The 20,872-nt window shown below is 59.2% G+C and carries 17 protein-coding genes; 7 read left to right on the plus strand and 10 right to left on the minus strand.

Annotation, left to right across the window (positions count from 1 at the left end):
- Positions 1-340 precede the first annotated feature (340 nt).
- Complete coding sequence (locus L0U80_RS18950; protein ID WP_233868375.1) at positions 341-1,309, plus strand: helix-turn-helix domain-containing protein; 969 nt, start codon at positions 341-343, stop codon at positions 1,307-1,309.
- Between the two features lie 62 nt (positions 1,310-1,371).
- On the opposite strand, the gene L0U80_RS18955 is transcribed toward L0U80_RS18950, so the two are convergent.
- The 6 genes from L0U80_RS18955 to L0U80_RS18980 are packed head-to-tail and all read right to left on the minus strand — an operon-like array spanning position 1,372 to position 5,273.
- The gene (locus L0U80_RS18955; RefSeq protein ID WP_233868377.1) at positions 1,372-1,902 is read right to left on the minus strand and encodes a c-type cytochrome; all 531 of its coding nucleotides are present in this window, start codon (positions 1,900-1,902) and stop codon (positions 1,372-1,374) included.
- The gene (locus L0U80_RS18960) at positions 1,899-2,384 is read right to left on the minus strand and encodes a c-type cytochrome (protein WP_233868379.1); all 486 of its coding nucleotides are present in this window, start codon (positions 2,382-2,384) and stop codon (positions 1,899-1,901) included. The genes L0U80_RS18955 and L0U80_RS18960 overlap by 4 nt, the downstream gene beginning before the upstream one ends.
- Positions 2,381-2,893, minus strand: a complete 513-nt coding sequence (locus tag L0U80_RS18965; protein WP_233868381.1) for a methylamine dehydrogenase light chain — start codon at positions 2,891-2,893, stop codon at positions 2,381-2,383. The genes L0U80_RS18960 and L0U80_RS18965 overlap by 4 nt, the downstream gene beginning before the upstream one ends.
- A 35-nt stretch (positions 2,894-2,928) precedes the next feature.
- The gene (gene mauD / locus L0U80_RS18970; RefSeq protein WP_233871437.1) at positions 2,929-3,531 is read right to left on the minus strand and encodes a methylamine dehydrogenase accessory protein MauD; all 603 of its coding nucleotides are present in this window, start codon (positions 3,529-3,531) and stop codon (positions 2,929-2,931) included.
- A gap of 6 nt (positions 3,532-3,537) precedes the next feature.
- A complete protein-coding gene (locus L0U80_RS18975) occupies positions 3,538-4,086 on the minus strand; it encodes a MauE/DoxX family redox-associated membrane protein (protein ID WP_267954849.1) in 549 nt (182 codons plus the stop codon).
- Positions 4,087-4,097: 11 nt separating this feature from the next.
- Positions 4,098-5,273: an amine dehydrogenase large subunit gene (locus L0U80_RS18980; protein ID WP_233868386.1), complete on the minus strand. Its 1,176-nt coding sequence runs from the start codon at positions 5,271-5,273 to the stop codon at positions 4,098-4,100.
- 441 nt (positions 5,274-5,714) lie between these two features.
- Here L0U80_RS18980 and L0U80_RS18985 point away from each other — a divergent pair, with 441 nt between their 5' ends.
- The 5 genes from L0U80_RS18985 to L0U80_RS19005 all read left to right on the plus strand — a co-directional run bounded on the left by L0U80_RS18985 (position 5,715) and on the right by L0U80_RS19005 (position 13,954).
- Positions 5,715-7,208, plus strand: a complete 1,494-nt coding sequence (locus tag L0U80_RS18985; protein ID WP_233868389.1) for an aldehyde dehydrogenase family protein — start codon at positions 5,715-5,717, stop codon at positions 7,206-7,208.
- A 163-nt stretch (positions 7,209-7,371) separates the two neighbouring features.
- Positions 7,372-8,739, plus strand: coding sequence for a DUF1329 domain-containing protein (locus L0U80_RS18990; RefSeq protein ID WP_233868392.1), 1,368 nt, complete (start codon positions 7,372-7,374; stop codon positions 8,737-8,739).
- A 20-nt stretch (positions 8,740-8,759) separates the two neighbouring features.
- The gene (locus L0U80_RS18995; RefSeq protein WP_233868395.1) at positions 8,760-10,478 is read left to right on the plus strand and encodes a DUF1302 domain-containing protein; all 1,719 of its coding nucleotides are present in this window, start codon (positions 8,760-8,762) and stop codon (positions 10,476-10,478) included.
- Between the two features lie 54 nt (positions 10,479-10,532).
- Complete coding sequence (locus L0U80_RS19000) at positions 10,533-12,929, plus strand: efflux RND transporter permease subunit (protein ID WP_233868397.1); 2,397 nt, start codon at positions 10,533-10,535, stop codon at positions 12,927-12,929.
- Between the two features lie 11 nt (positions 12,930-12,940).
- Positions 12,941-13,954: a WD40/YVTN/BNR-like repeat-containing protein gene (locus L0U80_RS19005; protein ID WP_233868406.1), complete on the plus strand. Its 1,014-nt coding sequence runs from the start codon at positions 12,941-12,943 to the stop codon at positions 13,952-13,954.
- Positions 13,955-14,219: 265 nt separating this feature from the next.
- Here the strand turns inward: L0U80_RS19005 and L0U80_RS19010 are convergent, their stop codons facing one another.
- The 4 genes from L0U80_RS19010 to L0U80_RS19025 form a co-directional block, all read right to left on the minus strand.
- Complete coding sequence (locus L0U80_RS19010) at positions 14,220-15,770, minus strand: ATP-binding cassette domain-containing protein (RefSeq protein ID WP_233868408.1); 1,551 nt, start codon at positions 15,768-15,770, stop codon at positions 14,220-14,222.
- The gene (locus L0U80_RS19015) at positions 15,767-16,693 is read right to left on the minus strand and encodes a branched-chain amino acid ABC transporter permease (RefSeq protein ID WP_233868411.1); all 927 of its coding nucleotides are present in this window, start codon (positions 16,691-16,693) and stop codon (positions 15,767-15,769) included. The genes L0U80_RS19010 and L0U80_RS19015 overlap by 4 nt, the downstream gene beginning before the upstream one ends.
- A 14-nt stretch (positions 16,694-16,707) precedes the next feature.
- Positions 16,708-17,583 carry a branched-chain amino acid ABC transporter permease gene (locus L0U80_RS19020; protein ID WP_233868414.1) on the minus strand — a complete coding sequence of 292 codons (876 nt, stop codon included), beginning with the start codon at positions 17,581-17,583 and terminating at the stop codon, positions 16,708-16,710.
- 102 nt (positions 17,584-17,685) lie between these two features.
- Positions 17,686-18,951 carry an ABC transporter substrate-binding protein gene (locus L0U80_RS19025; RefSeq protein ID WP_233868417.1) on the minus strand — a complete coding sequence of 422 codons (1,266 nt, stop codon included), beginning with the start codon at positions 18,949-18,951 and terminating at the stop codon, positions 17,686-17,688.
- A 1,258-nt stretch (positions 18,952-20,209) separates the two neighbouring features.
- Between L0U80_RS19025 and L0U80_RS19030 the strand changes: the two genes are divergently transcribed.
- On the plus strand, positions 20,210-20,668 hold the full coding sequence (locus L0U80_RS19030; RefSeq protein WP_233868420.1) for a CBS domain-containing protein: 459 nt from the start codon (positions 20,210-20,212) through the stop codon (positions 20,666-20,668).
- The last annotated feature ends 204 nt before the right edge of the window (positions 20,669-20,872 follow it).

Here is a 20,872-nt window from a genome sequence, read left to right on the forward strand (position 1 = left end):
CTCGGCGCACACGGCTGTTTATCTCGCGTACTGGTCCAGTACGTCAACAATTCGCCTTGATCTGCAACCGGATGAAGGCAGCCTGTAATCGTGCATCGCTCAACGTGCGTCTCTTCGCAGCGTATGACCGGGCAGGCGGGCGATTCGCCCACGCAAGTTAATAAAATACTTTGACTTTATTGGATGCCTCAAACTATCCCCAACACCTGGCAGAACCCGAAGGACAAGTGCAGTGTCCCGAGGCGTTCGATGGTGGTGTGTGGGCATCTGGCACCATAGGGTCATTGATGTCGGCGGTTGCGTGGACCGACATTCGGCGTTTAGCGTAGGAGTGGCAGGAATGGGAACGTTGCAGTTGGCGACTGAAAATGGCAAAGCTGGAATTTGTTCGCGCGAACCGGTGGAAATCGGCGCGCGCTTTGCGTCGACCAGCAATCAGCCTCCCGTTGCGAGCGGCGGTGAACAGGGCGCTTCCGAATCCGCTGCTATACGTAGCCTGGACGGTGCCCAGCGTTCGCTCCGCGATAGCCTGCTGCGTCAGGGCGGGCTTGTACGGGCCGATTTGCGCGACCTGGCTGCCCATTTGTTGCTCTACCTCGATGAACCCGCAGAGTTGCTTACTGTCGTTCTGGACTGGCTTACCGATAGATTGAATGCGGATCGTGCCGATGCCGGGCTGATCGCTTTCGGATCGCACGGCTATCAACCGATGAAAGAGTGCATCCGGCCGGCGTTTGCTTCGATGCCGAGTGTCATCGGGATGAATTTCGATCTCTCCGATCCGACGCTGGAACTGAGCATCGCGTCGCGGATTCCCGTCGTGATCGATGACGTCGCAACGGATTTGAGGGTGAGCGCGCCGGTGCGTCTCCAGTTGGGAAATGCCGGAGTGCAACGCAAACTGACTATGGCCCTTCGACCCCTCGGACGCTCGGTCGGCCTGGTGTGTCTCGACCGTGGAATAGGGGCGCCCGCATGGTCGCCGACTGCGGTTGAAACGTTTGAGACAGTGGTGGAGCAGATCCTGAACCCCATTCTGCGTCCGATCACTGAAGGCAGCGAGACCCAACACCCCAGCACTAATCCTGCGCCGCAGGCGGTAGCCCTCACATCTGCCGAGAAGCGCGTTGCGCAACTGGTATTGAGTGGATGCAGCTACAAGGAAATAGCAAACAGGCTTGGACGCGCGCCCTCGACCATTGATCACCAATTGCGCGGTCTACGCGAAAAGCTCGCCGTCAATTCGACACCAAAACTGATTATGGCGCTGCAGAAACTGGGCAGTCAGCTTTTCGACGCTCAGGACTGAGGCCCAGTCCCCCAGTCCGTCTTGCACCGCCCTCAGCAGGGCGTGCGTAGTGATAGATCGCGCTAGTAATACGCGGAAGGGCTGGGTTTGCTGTGTTCGCCCAGATAGCGGATCAACTCCCCTCTCGTTTTCGCCGGATTGTCTAAAGCCGGAGTGCGCAATCGCGCCACTTCTTCCGCCGTGTAGGGTTTGAAGTTCTGGGGCAGGATGTCGTGGTTGAGATCCACCAGAATGTAATTCAGCACGCCTGCCAGTTCGTCGTCACTGAGCGACGCCGATGATGACCCCGGAACGCGCGCAATATACTCGCGCCCTTTAGGCGCACGCAGCAATTGCGCGGTGGTGTTTCGCAGTGGCGGAATGCGACCGATATCGCCGGCTCCGCCACTGTCGTGACAACCCATGCAGTCAAGCACGTAGTTCTGCCTGCCCAGTTGAAGATCTGTTGCGCGTGAGCCCGTTGGTTCGCTGGCACGTGCAGATCCACCGGACATCAGTGCGGCAAGTGCGAAGAGGGCGCAGGCACACGCCTGGCTAGCTGCGCGAAATCCCGAAGCCATGGCAGTAGACGGCTTGACTGACTGGATCGTCACTTTTGTGCGCCTCCGCCGGGCAGGTGAGCGCGCTCGGCATAAACGTCATCGGGTGTAAGCGTAGCTTTACGCGCCTTCGCGACGGCGTCGGGGGTAACAGGCTTGGTCGATGCCGGAGCCTTGTCGACGCCGAAAATCAGATAGTTGGCCACGTTGGCAATATCTGCATCGGAGAGCGCAACGAAGCTCGGCATCTTGAAGTTGAAATCGCCGCCATCCACCGTAATCGGTCCGACCATGCCGTTCAGCAGCGTGTGAAGCAGGTGCGCGCGTCCGGCTTCGCTCGACGCGAAGACTGCAGGCATTTTCGTCAGCGGCGGAGCCAGACCTTCCATGCCGGCAGCGCCGGCCTGGTGGCACACGACGCACTGGGATTCGAACACCGTGCTACCAGCGCTGGTGTTCACGGTTGCAGCGTTGCCATTCTGAATGGCAGCGAACATCACGACCGCTGCACACAGAGCGTGTTGCATTACTTTCATGACTTCTTGACTCCAATTACTGCAGCGACCGAGCAGTGATAGTTGACATTGGCCGTGCCCATGCACCAGTTGATGTCGTTGTCACGCGAGAGCTTGTACAGCGGCGTTTCGTTCTCGTTGGTATTGCAGAAGCAGCGTCCGCAAGAACCTTTACCGCAGCAGTCGTTATACGAAATGATGTAATCGGTGTTGTCGGCCGGATTGCGGCAGGTACCGATCCACGTAATGGGCGACGGGGTGGTGCCCGGCGGGCAGCTGCTCGACGATCCGCCGCAGCACTCGCACAGGAAGCCGTCGATCGCGCAGTATTTCCAGTAGTCGCAGCTCCTGGGGTCGCTGCCGGTGGCACCGGCTGGCGTTTGAGCGTTCGCAGTGCGGTCTACGGGAAGCAGCGATGTCATCGCCCCGCCGACGACCATTCCGCCGAGACGGGCCAACGCGCTTCGGCGTGAACTGGAGACTGCAACGCTTCGCGCGGTGCGCTCGAAAAGCTGGTTGAATATACTCATGGGAAGCACCAAGGAAATAGATCGAATCCGGGAGATCAGTCGGCTTGCGCGCGCAGGTATTCTTGCAGCGAGCCGACACCACGCTCATTGGCCACGAACAGGCTTTCGAGCTGTTCGCGCGAATTGACGAGACCCTTGGCACGGATCACGCCTTGGGCGTCGAACAGGATGGCGTAGGGGAGCTTGCCGATCTGGTATGCCATGCCGATGTCCTGCGAAAGCACGTACGGATGGGCCGAAAGACGTTGCTTTTCATAGAAGGCCTGATGCTCGCCGAGGTCGCCATCGCTGACCAGAACCAGACGGAGTCGCGGTCCTTCTTTGCGCACGATATCGTTGAGGAGCGGCAGCAGCTTCTTGCAGATCGGGCAGGTGGTCGAGAGGAAGAACACCAGCGTTGCGTTGCCATTGGCTTCGACGCCGCCGATCTTGACCGGCTTCGACGTGATATCGCGGACTTCGAACGACGGCCCGACGGTACCCACCGCGGGTCCCTTGTCGATCATCAGCGCGCCGACCGGCGAAATGCGTTCGTGCAGAATGCCAACCTGGCGAATGACGGCGAGCCCGACCAGCGCGACGAGAAGAAGACCGATCCACAGCAGAACGGACGAAACAATGAGAGCGGTAAGCATGATTAAACCTTAGCGGGAAGAGGAGTAGGGCACCGCGAGCACTGCGTCGACAGTCAGCGAAATCACAGTGAGTGTGGCGATACCGAAGAGCACGACGCAATCGTCGAGCAACGTCAGGTGGCGAACGGTGACGGACATCGTGGTTGCGGCAGCAATCGCGGCGACGGCCAGCGCGCGGGCGGCATGCCACCACGTGATGCGTTGAGCGTCAGCCGGTTGCGCGGCGGCGAATGGGCCGAAGCAACCGCAGTCGATCGACGTATTTCCCCGAAGCAGGTTGAACGCGATGGCGGCTGCAAAACACAGTGCCAGTGCCGTTAGCACCATGCCTCCGACCGCGCAGGTCGGACCATAGAGCACGAGCAGTGCGCCACCCGCTTCCGCGGCGGGAAAGAGTATCGAAAGTGGTGCGATCAACGAGTCCGGGAGCAGGCTATAGCCGCGCAGTGCGTCGGCGAATGCAGCCTGGTTCGAGAACTTGGCGATCGCGGCGGCGAGAAAGTAAATACTCATCGCGCCGACTGCGATGGCATGAGCCGTGGGATCCGAAGTAAACATAGCCGTCGGGTTCAGGGGTTAAACAGTTGCATGGTGCTGGAGCCGAACTGCTTTTCGACATGGGCAATCTTGCCCGTCGCGGCATCCATCTGGACCAGCGTCGAGTCGGCAGTGATGCCGAACAACAGCGGGTGATCGGCGACCTGGGAAACCTGAATGCCAAGGAGCGGCATAAGGCCAGCGTCCTTGAGCGATGCAGCCAGATCGAGCTTGCGCAGCAGGCGGTGCGAAGCGACGTCGTACACCCAGACCTGCGTTCCCGGTTCCTTGTGCATTTTCATTTCGCCCTGGTGCATCAGGACGAACAACTCGCCGGTCTTGTTGTTGAGCGCGCCAACCTGATAGCCACCCGGACGCCAGTTAGCGGCGACATCTTCCTGCGAGAGCAGCGACCACGTCGGCAAGAACGCCGCCTTGCCTTGCGAAAGGTCGACGGTGTGGATCACGCCGTTGAACGAGATGAAGTAGTACTTGTTGCCGCTGCGCAGGCCGTTGACGAACACCGGATCTTCATCGACCTTGAAGAACGGCGCGCTTTTTTGGCGTGAGCGTTCAGCGCCCTTATCGTCGAGTGCGAACTGGAGGATCGAACCGTCCGGGCACATCGAGAAGAATTCGTGCTGGCCGTACGGGTAGGCTTGCAGGCAGGCGGCGGTGTTGATTTCACCGACGAACTGACGCTTCGCGGTGTCCACAACCGAAATCGACGTTGCCGGCGTGACGTTCGACACATAAACGAACCGGCCATCGTCGCTGATGGTCGTGTCCTGTGCGGTCGGGATGGATTGCGCATGCTTGGTCGGCAGCGTGATTTCACCCAGGTGCGTCAACGTCTTGCGGTCGAAGATGTCGAGCACGTCGGTGCGCGTGCCGCGCGTCAGACGCGAATAGTAGATGCCCGGCACGTAGATCGTGTCGTGATCGGGCGAGATGGCCATTCCGTCCAGCGAAAATCCGGAATTGAGCTGGCCAACGAAATGTTGGCTCTGGCCGTCATAGACCTGGATCGTGCCAGCCGCCATCGTGTTGAAATTGTCGTCCATGCCGTAAATCCAGTTCGGATTCCAGTCCGGCACTTTATCGATCGTGATCGTTTCGATCTTTTCGGTTGCGCATGCGACCGGCGCGTGTGCTGACAACAGCACAGTGGCAAGCACGGCCACGCCTGAGATTAATCGTCGTGACATGGTTGTTCCTTATTACGCTCGGTCCGAGTTCGCGTGATTCGCCAGATAAGGCGTCGCGAATTGTCTCGAAGATGGAAATGGCGGGGCCTTGAGAGACGGTTCTCTGGCCCATCGGGGACCGAGTTTGCGTCGATGGTGGCCGCGCGCCAATCGCGTAGATACGCTATAGGGATAGCCCTGATTGATGCGATTTATTTCGTGATTCTGGTGATTTAATTACTGGTCTCCGTTTTATTCAGGGTAATCCCTATCGCGTATCTACGCGATTTTCCTTCTCTGCGCCAAAACCTACTCTCCATTCCGACGAAGCGGCCGCAGTCGATCGATTGTGCGACTCGCTATTCGTTGATTACGAAAATCAAAGCAGCGAGTGCGCACGCGTTTTAGTGCCCTGATCCGGCAAGCGAGTGATCACAGGGGCTGCAGGCGTTGTGCCCCCGAATGCGGCACCGCTCTGAACCTATTGAAGAGCAACTGAAAACCGGAGTGCAAGTGAAAGTTCTGCGAAATTTCATCGATGGGCGTGAGGTTGACGCTGTCCGTGGCGAAACGCTGCATTTGACGAATCCCGTCACCGCTCAACCGTTCGCCCGCTGCGCACGCAGCACGAAGGAAGACATCGATCTCGCGGTAGCCGCAGCACGGCGACAACTGGATGGCGGCGAATGGAGCAAGCTCGACGGCGCGCTTCGTGGCCAGCTGATTCACCGCCTTGCTGATCTCGTCGAACGGGATGCTGCGCTGATCGCGGATATGGACGCCACCTGCATCGGACGTCCGCCGATCGAGCCGCAGATTCTGGACTTGCCGAATGCGATTGGCACGCTGCGCACGGTTGCCGGCTGGGCCGACAAGATCGAGGGTCGGACCATCCCGACGCCGGGCTACATGGGCATGCCGACGCTATCTTACACGACGCGTGATCCGGTCGGCGTGGTCGGGGCGATCGTGCCGTGGAATACGCCTTTCATGATTACGTGCTGGAAGGTTGGTCCGCTGCTGGCAGCGGGCTGCACGGTTGTTATCAAGCCGTCCGAAGAAACGCCTTTGTCCGCGTTGCACCTGGCTGCATTGTGCAAGGAAGCCGGCATTCCGGACGGCGTGGTTAACGTCGTCTGTGGCTATGGCGAGGAAGCAGGCCAACCGTTGTGCGAGCACCCGGACGTCGACAAGATCACGTTCACCGGCAGCCCGGAAGTCGGTCGCATTATCCAGCGCACCGCGGGTCCTCTTTTCAAGCGTATTTCGCTCGAGCTCGGCGGCAAGAGCCCGCAGATCATTTTCGACGATGCCAATCTCGATGCAGCGCTGCAGGGCTGCACGCTCGGCCTGTTCTTCAATCAAGGGCAAGTGTGCGCGGCAGGTACGCGAATTCTTGTGCATCGCTCGATCGCGGAATCCTTTGCAGCAAAGCTGGCCGAGCGCGCGAATTCGATCGTGGTGGGCGATCCCCGCACGGAAGGCGTGACGATGGGCCCCGTCGCGAACAAGGCGCAGCACGAACGCGTGCGGCACTTCATTCAGGTCGGCATCGAAGAAGGCGCGAAGATGCTTGCCGGTGGTGAAGTTTCGGGTGACGGTTTCTTCGTGCGGCCTACGGTCTTCATGGGCCGTAACGACCATGCAGTCGCAAAGAACGAAATCTTCGGACCGGTTGGTGTCGTGATTCCTTTCGACACGGAAGAGCAGGCAATCGAGCTTGCGAATGACACGGACTATGGCCTCGCAGGAACCGTCTGGACGCGCGATGTGTCGCGTGCCCACCGCGTGGCGCGTGCAGTGCGTGCCGGTGCGATTGGTGTGAACTGCTGGGCGCCGATCGATCCGCGCCTGCCGTGGGGTGGCGTGAAGTCGAGTGGCCTCGGCCGCGAGTGCGGCTTGTCCGGCGTGCTTGCCTACACCGAGGAAAAAGTCGTAACGGTGCTGACCGCCTAATTGGCCTTGCCGGCATGCGCGATGGCCGGTGACGGAATCTGGCTGACCCGCTAACCCTTGCCTTCGTCTACCCGGACGAAGTCGACTGGGGCGGGTCTGTGCCGAAATCGTCCAGATCGTGTTTGTCGTTTCATATAGATATGTCTATTCAGGAGAACTAATTATGGGCAATCTGAAGAAACTGAAGATTTGCGAGGCGTTGTGCCTCGTTTGCGCCGCCTTGTCCGTGTCGGGCGCGCATGCCGCAAACCTGACGCCGCTTGGCGCCGATGCAACTGCCAGCGCCGATGGCAAGGTCCCTGCCTGGACGGGCGCGGACGGTATCGACCGCGGCTGGAAATACGGGCAGAACCGGGCTGAGTCGTGGAAGTACAACGGCGAAAAACCGGTTATGACGATCGATGCAGCGAACGCCGCCCAGTACAAAGACGCGCTGACCGACGGTGAGATGACGCTGCTGAAGACCATCCCCGGCTACAAGATGGAGATTTACCCCACTCACCGTGATTGCGGCGTGCCCGATTTCGTCGCAAAGAACACGAAGATGAATGAGGGCTATGCCGCGCTCGAGGCAGATGGGTGGGGTATGAAGCAGGCCTACACGCCGGGTATTCCGTTCCCGCAACCCAAAACCGGCGCGGAAGTCATGTGGAACGCCAAGCTGCGCTACCGCGGTCTTGCGGTTGATTTCCCTCATGTCAACACGGTCCTTTCGCCGGCGCCTGGTGGCGGCCAGTGGATCAACGCCGAGTCGACGCAGACCCTGTATTACCCGTGGGGTGTCGCCGGCGAGCACAAGACGTCGGACTATCCGTCGATCGAGTTCGCAACGTACTTCGCCTATACCGCGCCGGCTGCTCTTCAGGGGCAGTCGCTGATCGTCAAGTACTTCCTCGACAAACCGAGTTCCGAAACGTACTACTACTTCCCGGGACAACGTCGTGTGCGCCGCATGCCGTCGTACGCCTACGACGCGCCGCAAATCGGCTTTGAAGGGCAGTACACGATGGACGAGCCGCTGGTGTTCAACGGCACGCTCGATCGCTTCGACTGGAAGATCGTCGGAAAGCGCGAGGCTTACATTCCGTACAACTCGTTCGGCGCTTATGACTTCCAGACGCCTCTGAAGAAGATCACGGAAGACCACTACGTCAACCCCGACTACCGTCGTTACGAAATGCACCGCGTGTGGGTGGTTGAAGCGACGCTGAAGTCCGGTTTCCGTCACATCGCGCCGAAGCGCATCTTCTACGTCGACGAAGATAGCTGGACGTTGCTTGCGGCCGAGGATTACGACGCACAGGGCAAGTTGTTCAAGTACCGCGAGTCCTATCTGGTTCCCGTGTATGAGACCGGCACGTGTGATGCAACGGCATTCGCGCAATACAACGTCAGCGAAGGGCGCTACGTGTTCGATATGAACCCGGTTGGCGGCGGCAAGGACATGCACTGGATCACCAAGCCGGGAAGCCCGAAAACGACGGATGCCTTCTATACGCAGGACAACCTTTCCACGATCAGTGGACAGTGACAGGGCGCTGAGGGGACTAGATGAAGACAAAAATAAAGAAGTCGGCACTTCTCGTCGCCGGCTTGACATCGATCGGGTATGCGGGGGCGGCGAATGCATACACATTCAACCTCGATGACGGGAACATCAGCGGCGCGTTCAACAATACGTTCACGCTCGGAACGGGTATCCGCACGCAAAATCCGTCGTGCGGAGAGATCATCGGAACGAACGGCGGCCCGGGCAACCCGGCGCCGTCGTTTGGCTCGGGTCCGGTTCCTGGCTGTCTCGACGCGCTTTCGATGGTCAACGATCAGGGTAACCTGAACACCAAGGCTGGCCGCCTGTTCACGACTTACCTCGACGGCACCAGCGAACTCGCGTTGCGGTTTCCGGACAGCTGGCAGTTTTTCACGCGGGTGAATTACCTGAAAGACTTCTCGGCGATTAACCCTTCCGGCACGTTTAGCGGTGCCGGGATTGGTCAGTCGTTCCCACAGGGTGCGGAAAGCCAGCTTAGCTTCAAGGCGCGCTTGCTTGACTTGTGGGTGAGTCATTCGTTTTCGATCGCGGGTCAGCCGGCCAGCTTCAAAGTGGGTAACCAGGTGCTCAACTGGGGTGAGAGCCTCTTTCTCCCCGGCGGTATCAATGCCACGAACGCAGTCGACGTGATGCGACTGTCCGTGCCCGGAACGCAGTTGAAGGAAGCGGTGTTGCCGGCGCCGATTGCCGACGGCTCGGTATCGTTCGGTCACGGCGTTAGCCTCGAGTCGTATATCCAGGCCGGCTGGAACGGAGACTACTTCCCGCCCGTCGGCAGCTACTGGTCGACCGCCACGATTGGCGCGGGTGCGGAACACTACGGCAATTTCTCGGCGACGTCGAATTATCCGGCGTGGTCCGTCAACCAGGGTGGTCTTGCGCTGCGCTTTTCGCCGGAAGAGCTCCCGGCCAATTTCGCGCTATACGCGATGCAGTACACGGATAAAGCGCCGGTCATCGGTTACGCGGATCCTTCCACGTTTTCGGGCGCTTTCTACCACTACCTTCCGCATCGCGTCCTGTTCGGTGCGAGTACCAACTTCCAGGTTGGTGACTGGGCGCTCGGCGGTGAAGTTTCGTACCGTCCGCGCGATGCAGTCAGCCTGAACACGTTGGGCTCGAACAATGTGAACAACCTTGGCTGTCTTGCCAACGGTCAGTGCTACGTGGACGAGCAGAAGGTCCAGGTGAACCTGACTGCGCTGCTGAGCATGACGCCGAGTGACTACGGCTGGCTCCTGCGTTTGCTGGGTAATGCCAGCACGGCGACGCTGATGGCCGAGGCGGCGTTCATCGACTATCCGGGCCTGAAGAACTCGTATCAAGGCGTTCCGGTGGCTGCAGGTTATTGGGGCTGGGGCTTCGAAACGCCAGGCTCATCCGGCTTCGCGCCCGGAGGACAGGCTGGCCAGAAGGGGACGGCGTTCTCATGGGGCTACAACGTTGATTTCAGCTGGACCTATGACGGCAACTTGATGAAGGGCTGGCAGGTCACGCCGCAGATTTACTACTTCCAGGCAGTGGCAGGCTATACGCCGAACGCAATGGCGCTGTTCATGAAGGGTGCGAAGTCGGCCAACATCAGCGTGACGTTCACGCAGAATCCCGCGGACTGGTCGTTTGGCGTGAACTACGCGAAGTTCTGGGGTCCTGGTGTACTTGAGCAACCGTTGCTCGGTCGGGATTACGTCGGCTTGTTCCTGACCAAAAATCTCTGATAGATCCGTTCGAGGCCGGCCCTCCGATGGGGCCGGCCAAGCCAGGAAAAAGGTATGTCGAAGAATTCCAGTGCGAAGACCGTCGATGGCGTGTTGACCGCTCTTATCCGCCATCTCGAGGCAATCGTTTTTCGGCGGGGCAAGTTGATTCTTGCCCTGCTCGCGCTGTTTACGCTTGTGATGGCGTGGTTTGGATCGCAGCTTCGCATGGAAGCCGGATTCGAAAAGCAGTTGCCGGTTAATCACCCCTACGTCAAGGCTTACGAGAAATATCGTGGCGACGTGATCGGAGCTAACCGGCTCAGTATTGTCGTTCGTGCAAAAAATGGCACGATCTGGACGAAGGAAGGTTTGTCGCGCCTGTATTCGGTGACGCAGGCGGTCATGTTCCTGCCGAATATCACGCGGCTTGAAGTTCAGTCGCTCTGGACACCTAACACCTACGTCAACGAAATTACCGAAAGCGGTTTCCGTGCTGATCCCGTCATTTCAGAGTCGGTCATCCCGGAGAGCCTGACGCCGGACGCCATTGCGCGAATTCGTGACTCGGCGCGCGAAGGTGGCTATATCGGGACGCTGGTCGGCAATGACCAGAAGAGCGCAATGATCACCGCGGAAGTCCACGAGTTCGACGCCGCAGGCAAGCGCATCGATTACGTGGCCTATCACGACCTGATCGAGAAGACACTGCGCCAGCAGTTCTCCGACAAGGACTTCCAGATCGAAATCATCGGTTTCGCGGAAGAGGTCGGTGCGATTGCCCAAGGCGCCAAAAACGTCTTGTTGTTCTGCGGGATTTCGCTGTTGCTGACGGCGCTGGCGGTGTACTGGTACTGCCGCTCGGTCAGGCTGACTGTATTGGCGATTGCGTGTTCGCTGACCTCGCTGATCTGGCAATTCGGCACGCTGCATTTGATCGGATATGGACTTGATCCGCTTGCGGTTTTGATTCCGTTCCTTATCTTCGCGATCGGCGTTTCGCACGGTGTCCAGCAGATCAATTACATCGTACGCGAGATCGCGCACGGCAAAACGACCGCAGAGGCGGCACGTGCGAGCTTTACGGGTCTGTTGATTCCTGGTGTTCTCGCGCTGGTCACGGCTTTCGTTTCGTTCATTACGCTTGCGCTGGTCCCGATCGAAATGGTCCGGGAGCTGGCTATCACGGCGTCGATCGGTGTCGGCTACAAGATCTTGACGAATCTGGTCATGCTGCCGCTCGCGGCATCGATGATGAAGTTCGATTCGCAGTTTGCGGAGCGCGCAATGCAACGCGGCGAACAGCGTGGGCAGTGGTTGCGCTGGATCGCCTCGCTGGCAAAGCCTCGAAATGCCGCAGTCGTGTTGTTGGTTGCTGGCGTCGTGGTCGCTACGGCTGCATGGGAAGCGCGAGACCGGGTTATCGGCACGCTGCAGCCTGGTGCACCCGAGTTGCGAGTCAATGCGCTCTATAACCTGGATGCGGCGTCGATCGCCGGTGCATACGACACCGGACAGGACTGGCTGACCGTGTTCGTCGAAGCGCAAGGAGCCGATTGCTCCAACGTCAATGTCGGCCTTTATGTCGACCAGTTCTCGACGGCGATGCGTCATGTGCCTGGCGTCGTGTCGGTGAAGTCGTATTCCGACATGCTGAAGATTTATAACCAGGGCTACAACGAAGGCAATCCGATGATGGCCGTCGTTCCGACCGACCAGGGGAACTACGCGAGTTTGTCGGAGGAGATCAGTCGCTCCCGCGGTTACATGAACAAGACGTGCAGCATGGTGGCGGCCAATCTGTATCTGACCGACCATAAGGCGACGACGATCAACCATGTGATCGACTCGATCAATGAGTATGCTAACGCGCATCCGAGTCCGGACGCGAAAGTGCTGCTCGGCGCAGGCAATGCGGGCATCCAGGCTTCAGTCAACGATGCAGTGGCCCACAGCGAGCTGCCGATGATGCTGTACGTGTATGCCGCGATTATCGTGCTGGTGCTCGTCGTGTATCGCGATCTTCGCGCGGTGGTCGCCTGTTGCTTGCCGTTGTCGGCCGGTAGTCTGATTGGATACTGGTTCATGAAGGAATTGCAGATTGGCTTGACGGTCGCCACATTGCCGGTGATGGTGCTGGCCGTGGGGATCGGCGTCGATTACGCGTTCTACATTTACAACCGCCTGCAACTGCATCTGAGTCACGGCATGAACATCGTCAAGTCGCTCGAGAAATCGATCCTCGAGGTCGGGATGGCAACGATCTTCACCGCGCTCACACTGGCGGTTGGCGTGGCGACGTGGTCGTTCTCGGAACTGAAATTCCAGGCGGACATGGGCAAGCTGCTGGCCATCATGTTCGGCGTCAATCTGGTGATGGCGATGACCGTGCTGCCCGCGCTCGCTGTATGGCTGGAAAGGATCTTCCCGAGGCGAAAAGCCGTTTCGGTGCCGGGAATTCTTACTCATTGATAGGTGGCGCGATGAAAAGTATCAAGCAAGCAAATCGTCTGCGTCCCGCGTTGTCCGCATGGATGCTCACACTCGCGACGCTCGCCGGGCAGTCGGTCGCGGCGAATGCCGCCGATGACATCGCCGTGCTGCACGCTCCCGCCGTCGTGGTGCCCTATGCGAGCCAGGAGGCGATTCTCGGGGCCGCGGACACTGGCAAGCGTCTGGTCGCGGTGGGAGAGCATGGTGTGGTCCTGCTATCGGATGATGGCGGGCGCAGTTTCCGTCAGGCACGTAGCGTACCGACGCAAGCTCAGTTGAACGCCGTGACGTTTGTCGGTCAACAGGGTTGGGCGGTGGGTCAATGGGGTGTTGTCGTTCACAGCGCCGACAATGGAGAAACGTGGTCGTTGCAGCGCAGCGATGCGACTGTCGACCAGCCCTTGTATTCCACGTACTTTCTGGACGACCAGCATGGTTTTGCGGTTGGACTGTGGTCGTTGTTCCTGAAAACCGATGACGGTGGCAAGACATGGGCAGCGGTCAAGATTCCCGTCCAGCAAGGGATGAAAGTCAAGACGCCGAATTTCAGCCGTATTTTCGGCGATGGAAAGGGGGCATTGTTCATCGCTGCGGAACACGGCTACGTATTGCGTTCGCTGGATGGCGGCCAGACGTGGACGTATTTGTCGACGGGTTATGAAGGCTCCTTCTGGACCGGTTGTGTCGATGCCGCCGGCAATGTAGTGGTGGGCGGGCTTCGTGGCTCCATTTACGTCAGCGCGGACCGGGGCGAGACATGGAGCAAGGCCTCCACACCTGCACAAAATTCGATAACCGCGATTTCGGCGAGCGGTTCGCGTATTTTTGCAGTGGGTCTCAACGGGACGCGTCTTGTGAGTACCGACGGCGGAAAATCGTTCGAGCCGATGGGGCACGGTGGGGAGACGTCGTATACGGCGTTGTCCGTGGCAGGTGATTCGATCGTGTCGTATTCGACCGATGGTGTTGGCTCGCCGGAGAAGGTTGGTTCGACTGCGAAATAGGTCTGCCGATCGCCTGTTGTTTCAGGTTCGGCCTTAGGCCAAGGGGAAGGTGGCCGCGCCCGAGTCCGGCGCGGTCTGCCTTCAGGCGATTCGATCATCCGTGATGTAATTACGTTGTCGCCAGATTGCGGGTGATGCGTTGAGCGCAACGGCATATCAGCGTAGGGTGAACAGCTTTGCGTCCCGCATTCCTGCATCGGAATGAAGACGGCGAGGCCGACGCAGCTTTGGTACGAACGCCCGCTGTCTTGCAGTTCAGAACGCGCTAAAGACTTGCGTGTCGCTGCCGATCTTCAGGATTTTTTGCACTGTGTGCCGTCGCGTGTGGGTTGTCCGGCGGCACCGCCTCCAGAAAGCCACGCCCCATCTCCACTTCGAAGCGCGCCGCGCTGCCTTCCCAGATGATGCGCGCATGTTCCAGCACGTAGACACGATCCGCGTGGGGCAGGGCGAACCGCACATTCTGCTCGCCTAACAGCACGGTAATTGGCGTCGACTTCTGCAACGACTCCAATGCTTTCGATAGTTGTTCGAGGATGATGGGCGCGAGCCCGAGCGTCGGCTCGTCGAGAATCAGGAGCTTCGGCTGGGTCATCAACGCGCGTGCGATCGCCAGCATCTGCTGTTCGCCGCCGGACAGTGTTCGCGCCGTTTGGCTCTGGCGGGAGTCGAGTACGGGGAAAAGATCGAACAGCCATGCGAGCTGCTTCGCACGTAGCTTGTCGGGAAGATGATATCCGCCAAGCTCAAGATTTTCGCGGACCGACATGTCGCCGAAGAGCTCGCGCGTTTCAGGGCATTGCACGAGGCCCGCGCGCGCGATGGCCGCGCCGCTCGTGCCACGCAGATCGCGTCCCTCAAAGCGAATTGTTCCCTTGTACGGCACGAGACCTGAAAGGGCGTTGAAGAGCGTCGTCTTGCCCGCTCCGTTCAGCCCGACGACGGATACGAACTCGCCCTCGCGCACATGTAGACTGACGCCGTCGAGCGCGCATGCCTTGTCATACAGTACGCGCACGTCGGAGACATCGAGGATGTCCGGCTTCGCGTTCGCGCTCCCGCCAGTACGTTCGCGCAATTCCAGCTTGCCGCCCAGATAGACGCGGCGTACGGTCTCGTTTTGCATCACCTCTTCGGCCGTGCCTTCGGCGATGTGTTCGCCGAGGTACATCGCGAGCACACGGTCGGCGAGCGCCGCAAGACTCTTGACGTTGTGATCGACCAGCAGGACCGCGCAACCCTCCGCCCGAAAGCCACGAATCAGCTCGGAAAATGCCTCCGATTCTGCTACGGTCAGCCCGGCAAAGGGTTCGTCGACGAGTACGATCTTTGGGTCGCGCGCGATCGCTTTCGCCATTTCCATACGCCGCAGGTCCGCAAAAGGCAGCGTCGCGGGATGCCGATTCATGACGTTGCTCAGGCCGACACGCGCGGCGATTTCGCGCGCACGCTGGTGCACGTGCTGATCGGCGGCGAGTTTGACGAGCGAGTCCGGAAGTAGCGCGAGCTTGATGTGCTCAAGCACGGTCTGTCGATGGAGCGGGCGCGAATGCTGGAACACGATGCCCACACCCGCGCGTGCGATCCGGTGTGGTGCCCAGCCTGCCATGTCGACGCCATCGATCTTGATCGACCCCGCATTGGGCCGTTCGATGCCCATGATCAATTTCATCACGGTTGACTTGCCGGACCCGTTTGGGCCAATCAGGCCGAGAATTTCGCCGGGTGCAATGTCGAAGCCAATGTCCTTGACCGCGACGAGACCACCAAAGCGCTTGACCAGCCCGCGTACGGACAGAAGCGGCGTGTCGTTCATTGATCTTCCCTCGCACGCAGCAGATTGCCGAGCAGTCCGTCCGGAAAAAACAGGATGACCGCGAGCGCGATCGCCGCGACGACGAACGTGTTGAGCTGGCCGAGCGGACGCAAAAACTCGCCGGCGACGATCAGGAAAATGGATCCGAGTACCGCACCGAGAATGGTGCGGCGTCCGCCAAGCACGGCAGCGATGATGATCTGCACACCGACGCTTAGATCGATCACTGTGCTCACGGATGCCGTGCCTTGATAGAACACCAGCATCGCGCCCGCAACGCCCGAGAAAACGGCACTGACGCAGAACGCCACGAGCTTGTGGCGCGTTACGTTGAACCCGAGCGCCTGTGCGCCGATTGCGTCCTGCCCGCTTGCCTGCAAGATGAGGCCGATTGCCGACCGCGACAGACCGAAGAGCAGGATCGCGCAAACAATCAGAAAAGCGAGAGCGATCCAGTAGTTCTGTATTGCATCGATCGACATGACATCCGGCACCATCATGCCGATTTCCCCGCCTGTCACGCCCGCGAAAATCACGACTGCATTCTGAAGCAGCAGCACGGCGACTAACGTGACAAGTCCGAAGTACGGACCACGCAGCCGCAGCGCCGGCACGGCGAGCAGCAGTCCGCCAATCAACGCGACGAGGCCGCCTGCTACGACGCAGACAGGCAGGGGCAAGTTCCACCTTGCATCGAGTATCGCCGCTGAATACGCGCCGAGGCCGATCAGAAAGGTGGGTCCGAAGTTGACCTCACCGGCAAAGCCGAACAGCAGGTCCCACGACATGGCGAATACGCCGAAATAAAAAGCGACCGTCAGCACGCCGAGAATGTAGCCGGACAACCACCACGGCAACATCGCGGCCGCTGCGGCGAGCACGACGGCAACCCATACCGCACGCGAACGAAGAACACCGGTCATGATGATTCGCTCCGCTAACGCCGTCCAAGAAAGCCTTGAGGCCGCATATACACGACGAGCACCAGTAACAGCAACGCGGGCAGCGGCCGCAAGGTCGGCGCAATAAGATAGGCGGTGATGGTCTCCAGATATCCGACGACATACGCGGCCATCAGCGATCCGGATACGCTGCCCAGTCCGCCCAGCACTACGATCGAGAACGCGCTCGCCGTGAGCTGACCGGTGTTGTTCGTGCTCACACCGAGAAAAGAAGCGAGCAGCACGCCGGCGATGCCCGCCAGTACGCCATAAATACTCCACGCGAGCAGATAGATCCGCGAGAGTTCGAATCCGAGCAACGTCAGGCCACGCGGATTCATCGACGCCGCAAGGAGCGCCTTTCCGGACCGCGTACGGTTCACGAATAGCCATAACAGACCGATCACGGCCCAGCACACCACGGCGATCATGATTTCGTTGATCGGCACGCGTACGCTCCAGATGGTCACAACGCCGCTGATGAGCGGGCGGATCGTTACCGGGTTATCGGTGAAGAGCCACGCCATGCCTTGCTGGATCATGATGCCCCATAGCAGCGTGCCGGTGAGCACGAAGATTTCCTTTTCTTCGCCGGGAATGGCGGCTGAACGCTGGATAGGCCGCACGACCATCAGATAGGTGATGTAAGCCGTCACCATGCCGGCGACCACACCGAGCAGGGTGCCGAGGTATGTGCCGAGACCGGCTTCGCCCGCGAGCATCCAGCCGATCATGGCGGCTACGAGCATCACGCCGCCGTGCGCGAGGTTCAGTATGCCGGACACGCCGAATATCAGCGTAAAGCCGATGGCGCCCAGCGCGTAGAGAGAACTGATTGCGAAGCCGTCGACGAGTATCTGCAGTGGCAGCATGCCCGGCCTTTCGTGTGGGTTGGGGTGTCGTGCGTTCGATGTATGTGCTGTCTGCCCCGTCGCCACGCGTAGGGACAGACAGTTTCAAGCAAGGTCAGGCGGCTAGTTCGCGCTTGCCTGCTGCACCTTGATGAAGGCCGGGAACCTGATCTTGCCGTTGGCGACAGACTTGGGCCAAAGCGCGACCTGCTTGCCGTCCTGCCATTGAAGGTTGATACCGGTGATATAGCCAGGCCCGTACTTCAGCGCATGCGTGAACTGGTCGTTCTTGCCGTAGAACTGCCAGCGGCCGATGGTGCCGACATAGTCCGTCTTCTCGAGTGCGTCCACCATTTTGTCCGGATCGGTGGAGCCCTCGTTCCGCTTGATCGCGTCGGCGAGGATGTAGACAAGGTCGTAGCTCGTAAAGCCGCAATACGCCGGCGATACGCCGAACTTCTTCTGATACGCCTCGGTGAACGGTACGGTCCTCGGCGTCATCGCTACGCCGGGTGCCGCGGCCGACGCCGTGACCACGCCTTCCGTTGCGCCGTTGGTGTCCTTCCAGAAGCTCGTCGTCGTAGCCTGCGAACTTTGGCCGGTCATCGGAATCGGTACCTGCTGTTCGTGCCATTGCACGGTCGGTTGCACGCCGACATGGCTGATGCCCGTGGTGATCGTGTCGGGATGCTTTGCCTCGATTTCATTGAAGATCGGGGTAAAGTCAGTCGTATCCGGATTGAAGCGGATATGGCCGAGCACCTGAAGACCGGCTTTGGGCAGGCATTCCAGATAGCGTTCGTCGAGCGGCTTGGTCCATGCGGCGTCCTCGCTCATGACGACCGTCGTTTTCATCTTCAGCTGGTCGACAAGAATGTCGTGCGAAAAGTCGCAGATCGACTGCGCAATGAACGCCGATGTCATCCAGCCATGGAAGGTGTACTTGTAATGGTCGTAGTCGTCGTGGACGTACTTCGAAATGTTGTTGCTCGCCGCGCCGGGCGTAATGAAGGGCATCTTCAGCCGGGCGGACCACGGCTCCATCGCAAGCGCCACTTCGCTGATATAGCTGCCGATCACGGCAACGACCTTATCCTGGGTTGCGGCGCGCTGGAATGCGCGCACGCCGTCCGAGGCGGACGAGTGGTCGTCGTAAGCGATGATCTGGATGGGGCGGCCGTTGACGCCGCCGCTGGCGTTGATCTCGTTCGCGGCGAGCTGCGCCGCCTTGCTGATCGAGGCGCCCGCGACCGCCGACTCCTCGCTGATTACACCGATCTTGATCGGGTCTCCTGCCGCCCAGGCGCTGGCCGCGAGACCCAATCCTGCAGCTGCTGTACCCGTCGCGACGACGCGATACAGGTTTTGCCACACGCTGTTACTGGACATGATGCATCTCCGATTCGTTACGATCGTTGATAGAAATCTGCCCGCTACATTGCAGCTATTAATGGTGTGGCCACAACAGTATCACTTGTTTCCAAACGGTAAATCCGTACAAACGATACCGGTGGCGTGTGAAATTCATTGTGCAGAGCGGAATAAATCGAGTGGTTCGCTCCCCCGTTTTATTCGTTGCTCTAATCTGCTAAGCGTGATTCTTTCTTCGCGACGCTTGTGGGCATCGTATTCTGGCACTTCGGATCCGGCGGGGCGTCGCAGCTTCTGGGCCGGGTGGATATTGCTCATCGCGTCTGACTAGTTCCGTCCGGAATTCCATCGCATGGCTCGGAGCGAGCAATCGCTCTCAGACACTCCAGTACGGCACCGCAGTTCACCAAAACGTTACGGAGCGAATCGAATTTCATGCGAAGACACGGTTCGTTCGCGAAACGTGCCGCGTTGACCCCTTGGCAGTTAGCCGTGCGCGACCTCGAGTGCCTCGCTTTTTTTGAAATGATCTGCAATGCGAAGTATTGGATGAGCGATAGCGGTGCGGAGTGTATCGGGTGGATCGCGAACCGCGCTTACCGAGCGTCCATGTTCTCGGAGCCATCTGGGGCGAACGCAATATACGAGTCCCTGCCTGCCTGACTGTACGTGTCACCAACTCCGCTGCATTTGGCGTGTGCCACGCACCGAACTGCACGGTGGAATTTCTGCCCGATCGGCGTTCCTCGTGCCGATATAGTCACGTGCCAGAGCAGGCGTACTTCTGTCCCCAGTTATTTCGCGTCAATAGCAACGATCGGTAAATCTTTGACAACCAAAAGCCGGATGAGATGGAGTGGCGAACGACATTGGCGGCTCAATCGGGAGGCGTTCAAAAAGAAGCAGGAAATTTATCTGCGTGGATCGGATTCATTTGTCAGACAAAAACAAACGGGTCAAGAATTGCGCCATATGGCCGATATAGCATCTCGGACACTCTGAGATATATCGGGAAGTCCTGGCGGAATAGATAAAGTGGGGCCGGAATTGAAACGCTCGTTCGCGAAAATAGAAGTCTGCGTCCGGGAAAGGCGACGGTAGCGGCTGTTACTCTCGCGTCGTTCGTTCACGCGCTCATGAACAACTATTCAAGATTGATTGTCTGGCGAGGGCACGCGGGGTAAAGCCTTTGCTGAAACATCTGGCAGACGCTGCGCAGCGACACGTCGAACGATCTGCCCTGCAATAACGACGCGGAATTAGAAGGAGCAGTGCGATGAAAGTAGAAGACCTCATGACGAAGCGAATTGTGACAGTTGGCTTCGATGACACGCTGGGAACCGTCAGGGAGATCTTCGAGGAAACCGGGATTCATCACTTGCTCGTCGTCGAGGGCAGAGAACTGCAAGGCGTTGTGTCCGATCGCGATCTGTTGCGCGCGTTGAGCCCGTTCGTCGACAGCGTGGTGGAAACACATCGGGATAAAAGTACGCTCAGCAAACGTGTGCATCAGATCATGAGCCGTGCACCGAAAACACTGCGGCCGGACGCTGGGCTCGCCGAGGCGGTCCAGTTGTTTCTCGACCATAAGGTCTCGTGTATTCCGATTGTCGACAGCGAATTCAGGCCGGTGGGGATCGTAAGCTGGCGCGACGTCATGAAGACCTATGCCGACATGTTGAACGCGACGGACGCTACAGACACAGCCGTCCTGGCGGACGCAGCACAGGCGTGATAGCGGTCTGGGCGAACATCGCAAGCGCGCGCCGGGTGAAACGTAGCGTGAGGATTGCTGAATCCGGGGCGCCGCGCTGCGACCTCCAGCTGGGCCTTGACGATCAGCGAAATTTCGCCACTGAAAACGTTTGCCGGCACATTTTCTTGATTAGCGGCAAGAACTGAGGGTGTATGCGACAAGCTGAGAAATTATGCGATCGAT

The sequence above is a fragment of the Paraburkholderia adhaesiva genome (assembly GCF_021390575.1).
Taxonomy (GTDB): Bacteria; Pseudomonadota; Gammaproteobacteria; order Burkholderiales; family Burkholderiaceae; genus Paraburkholderia; species Paraburkholderia adhaesiva.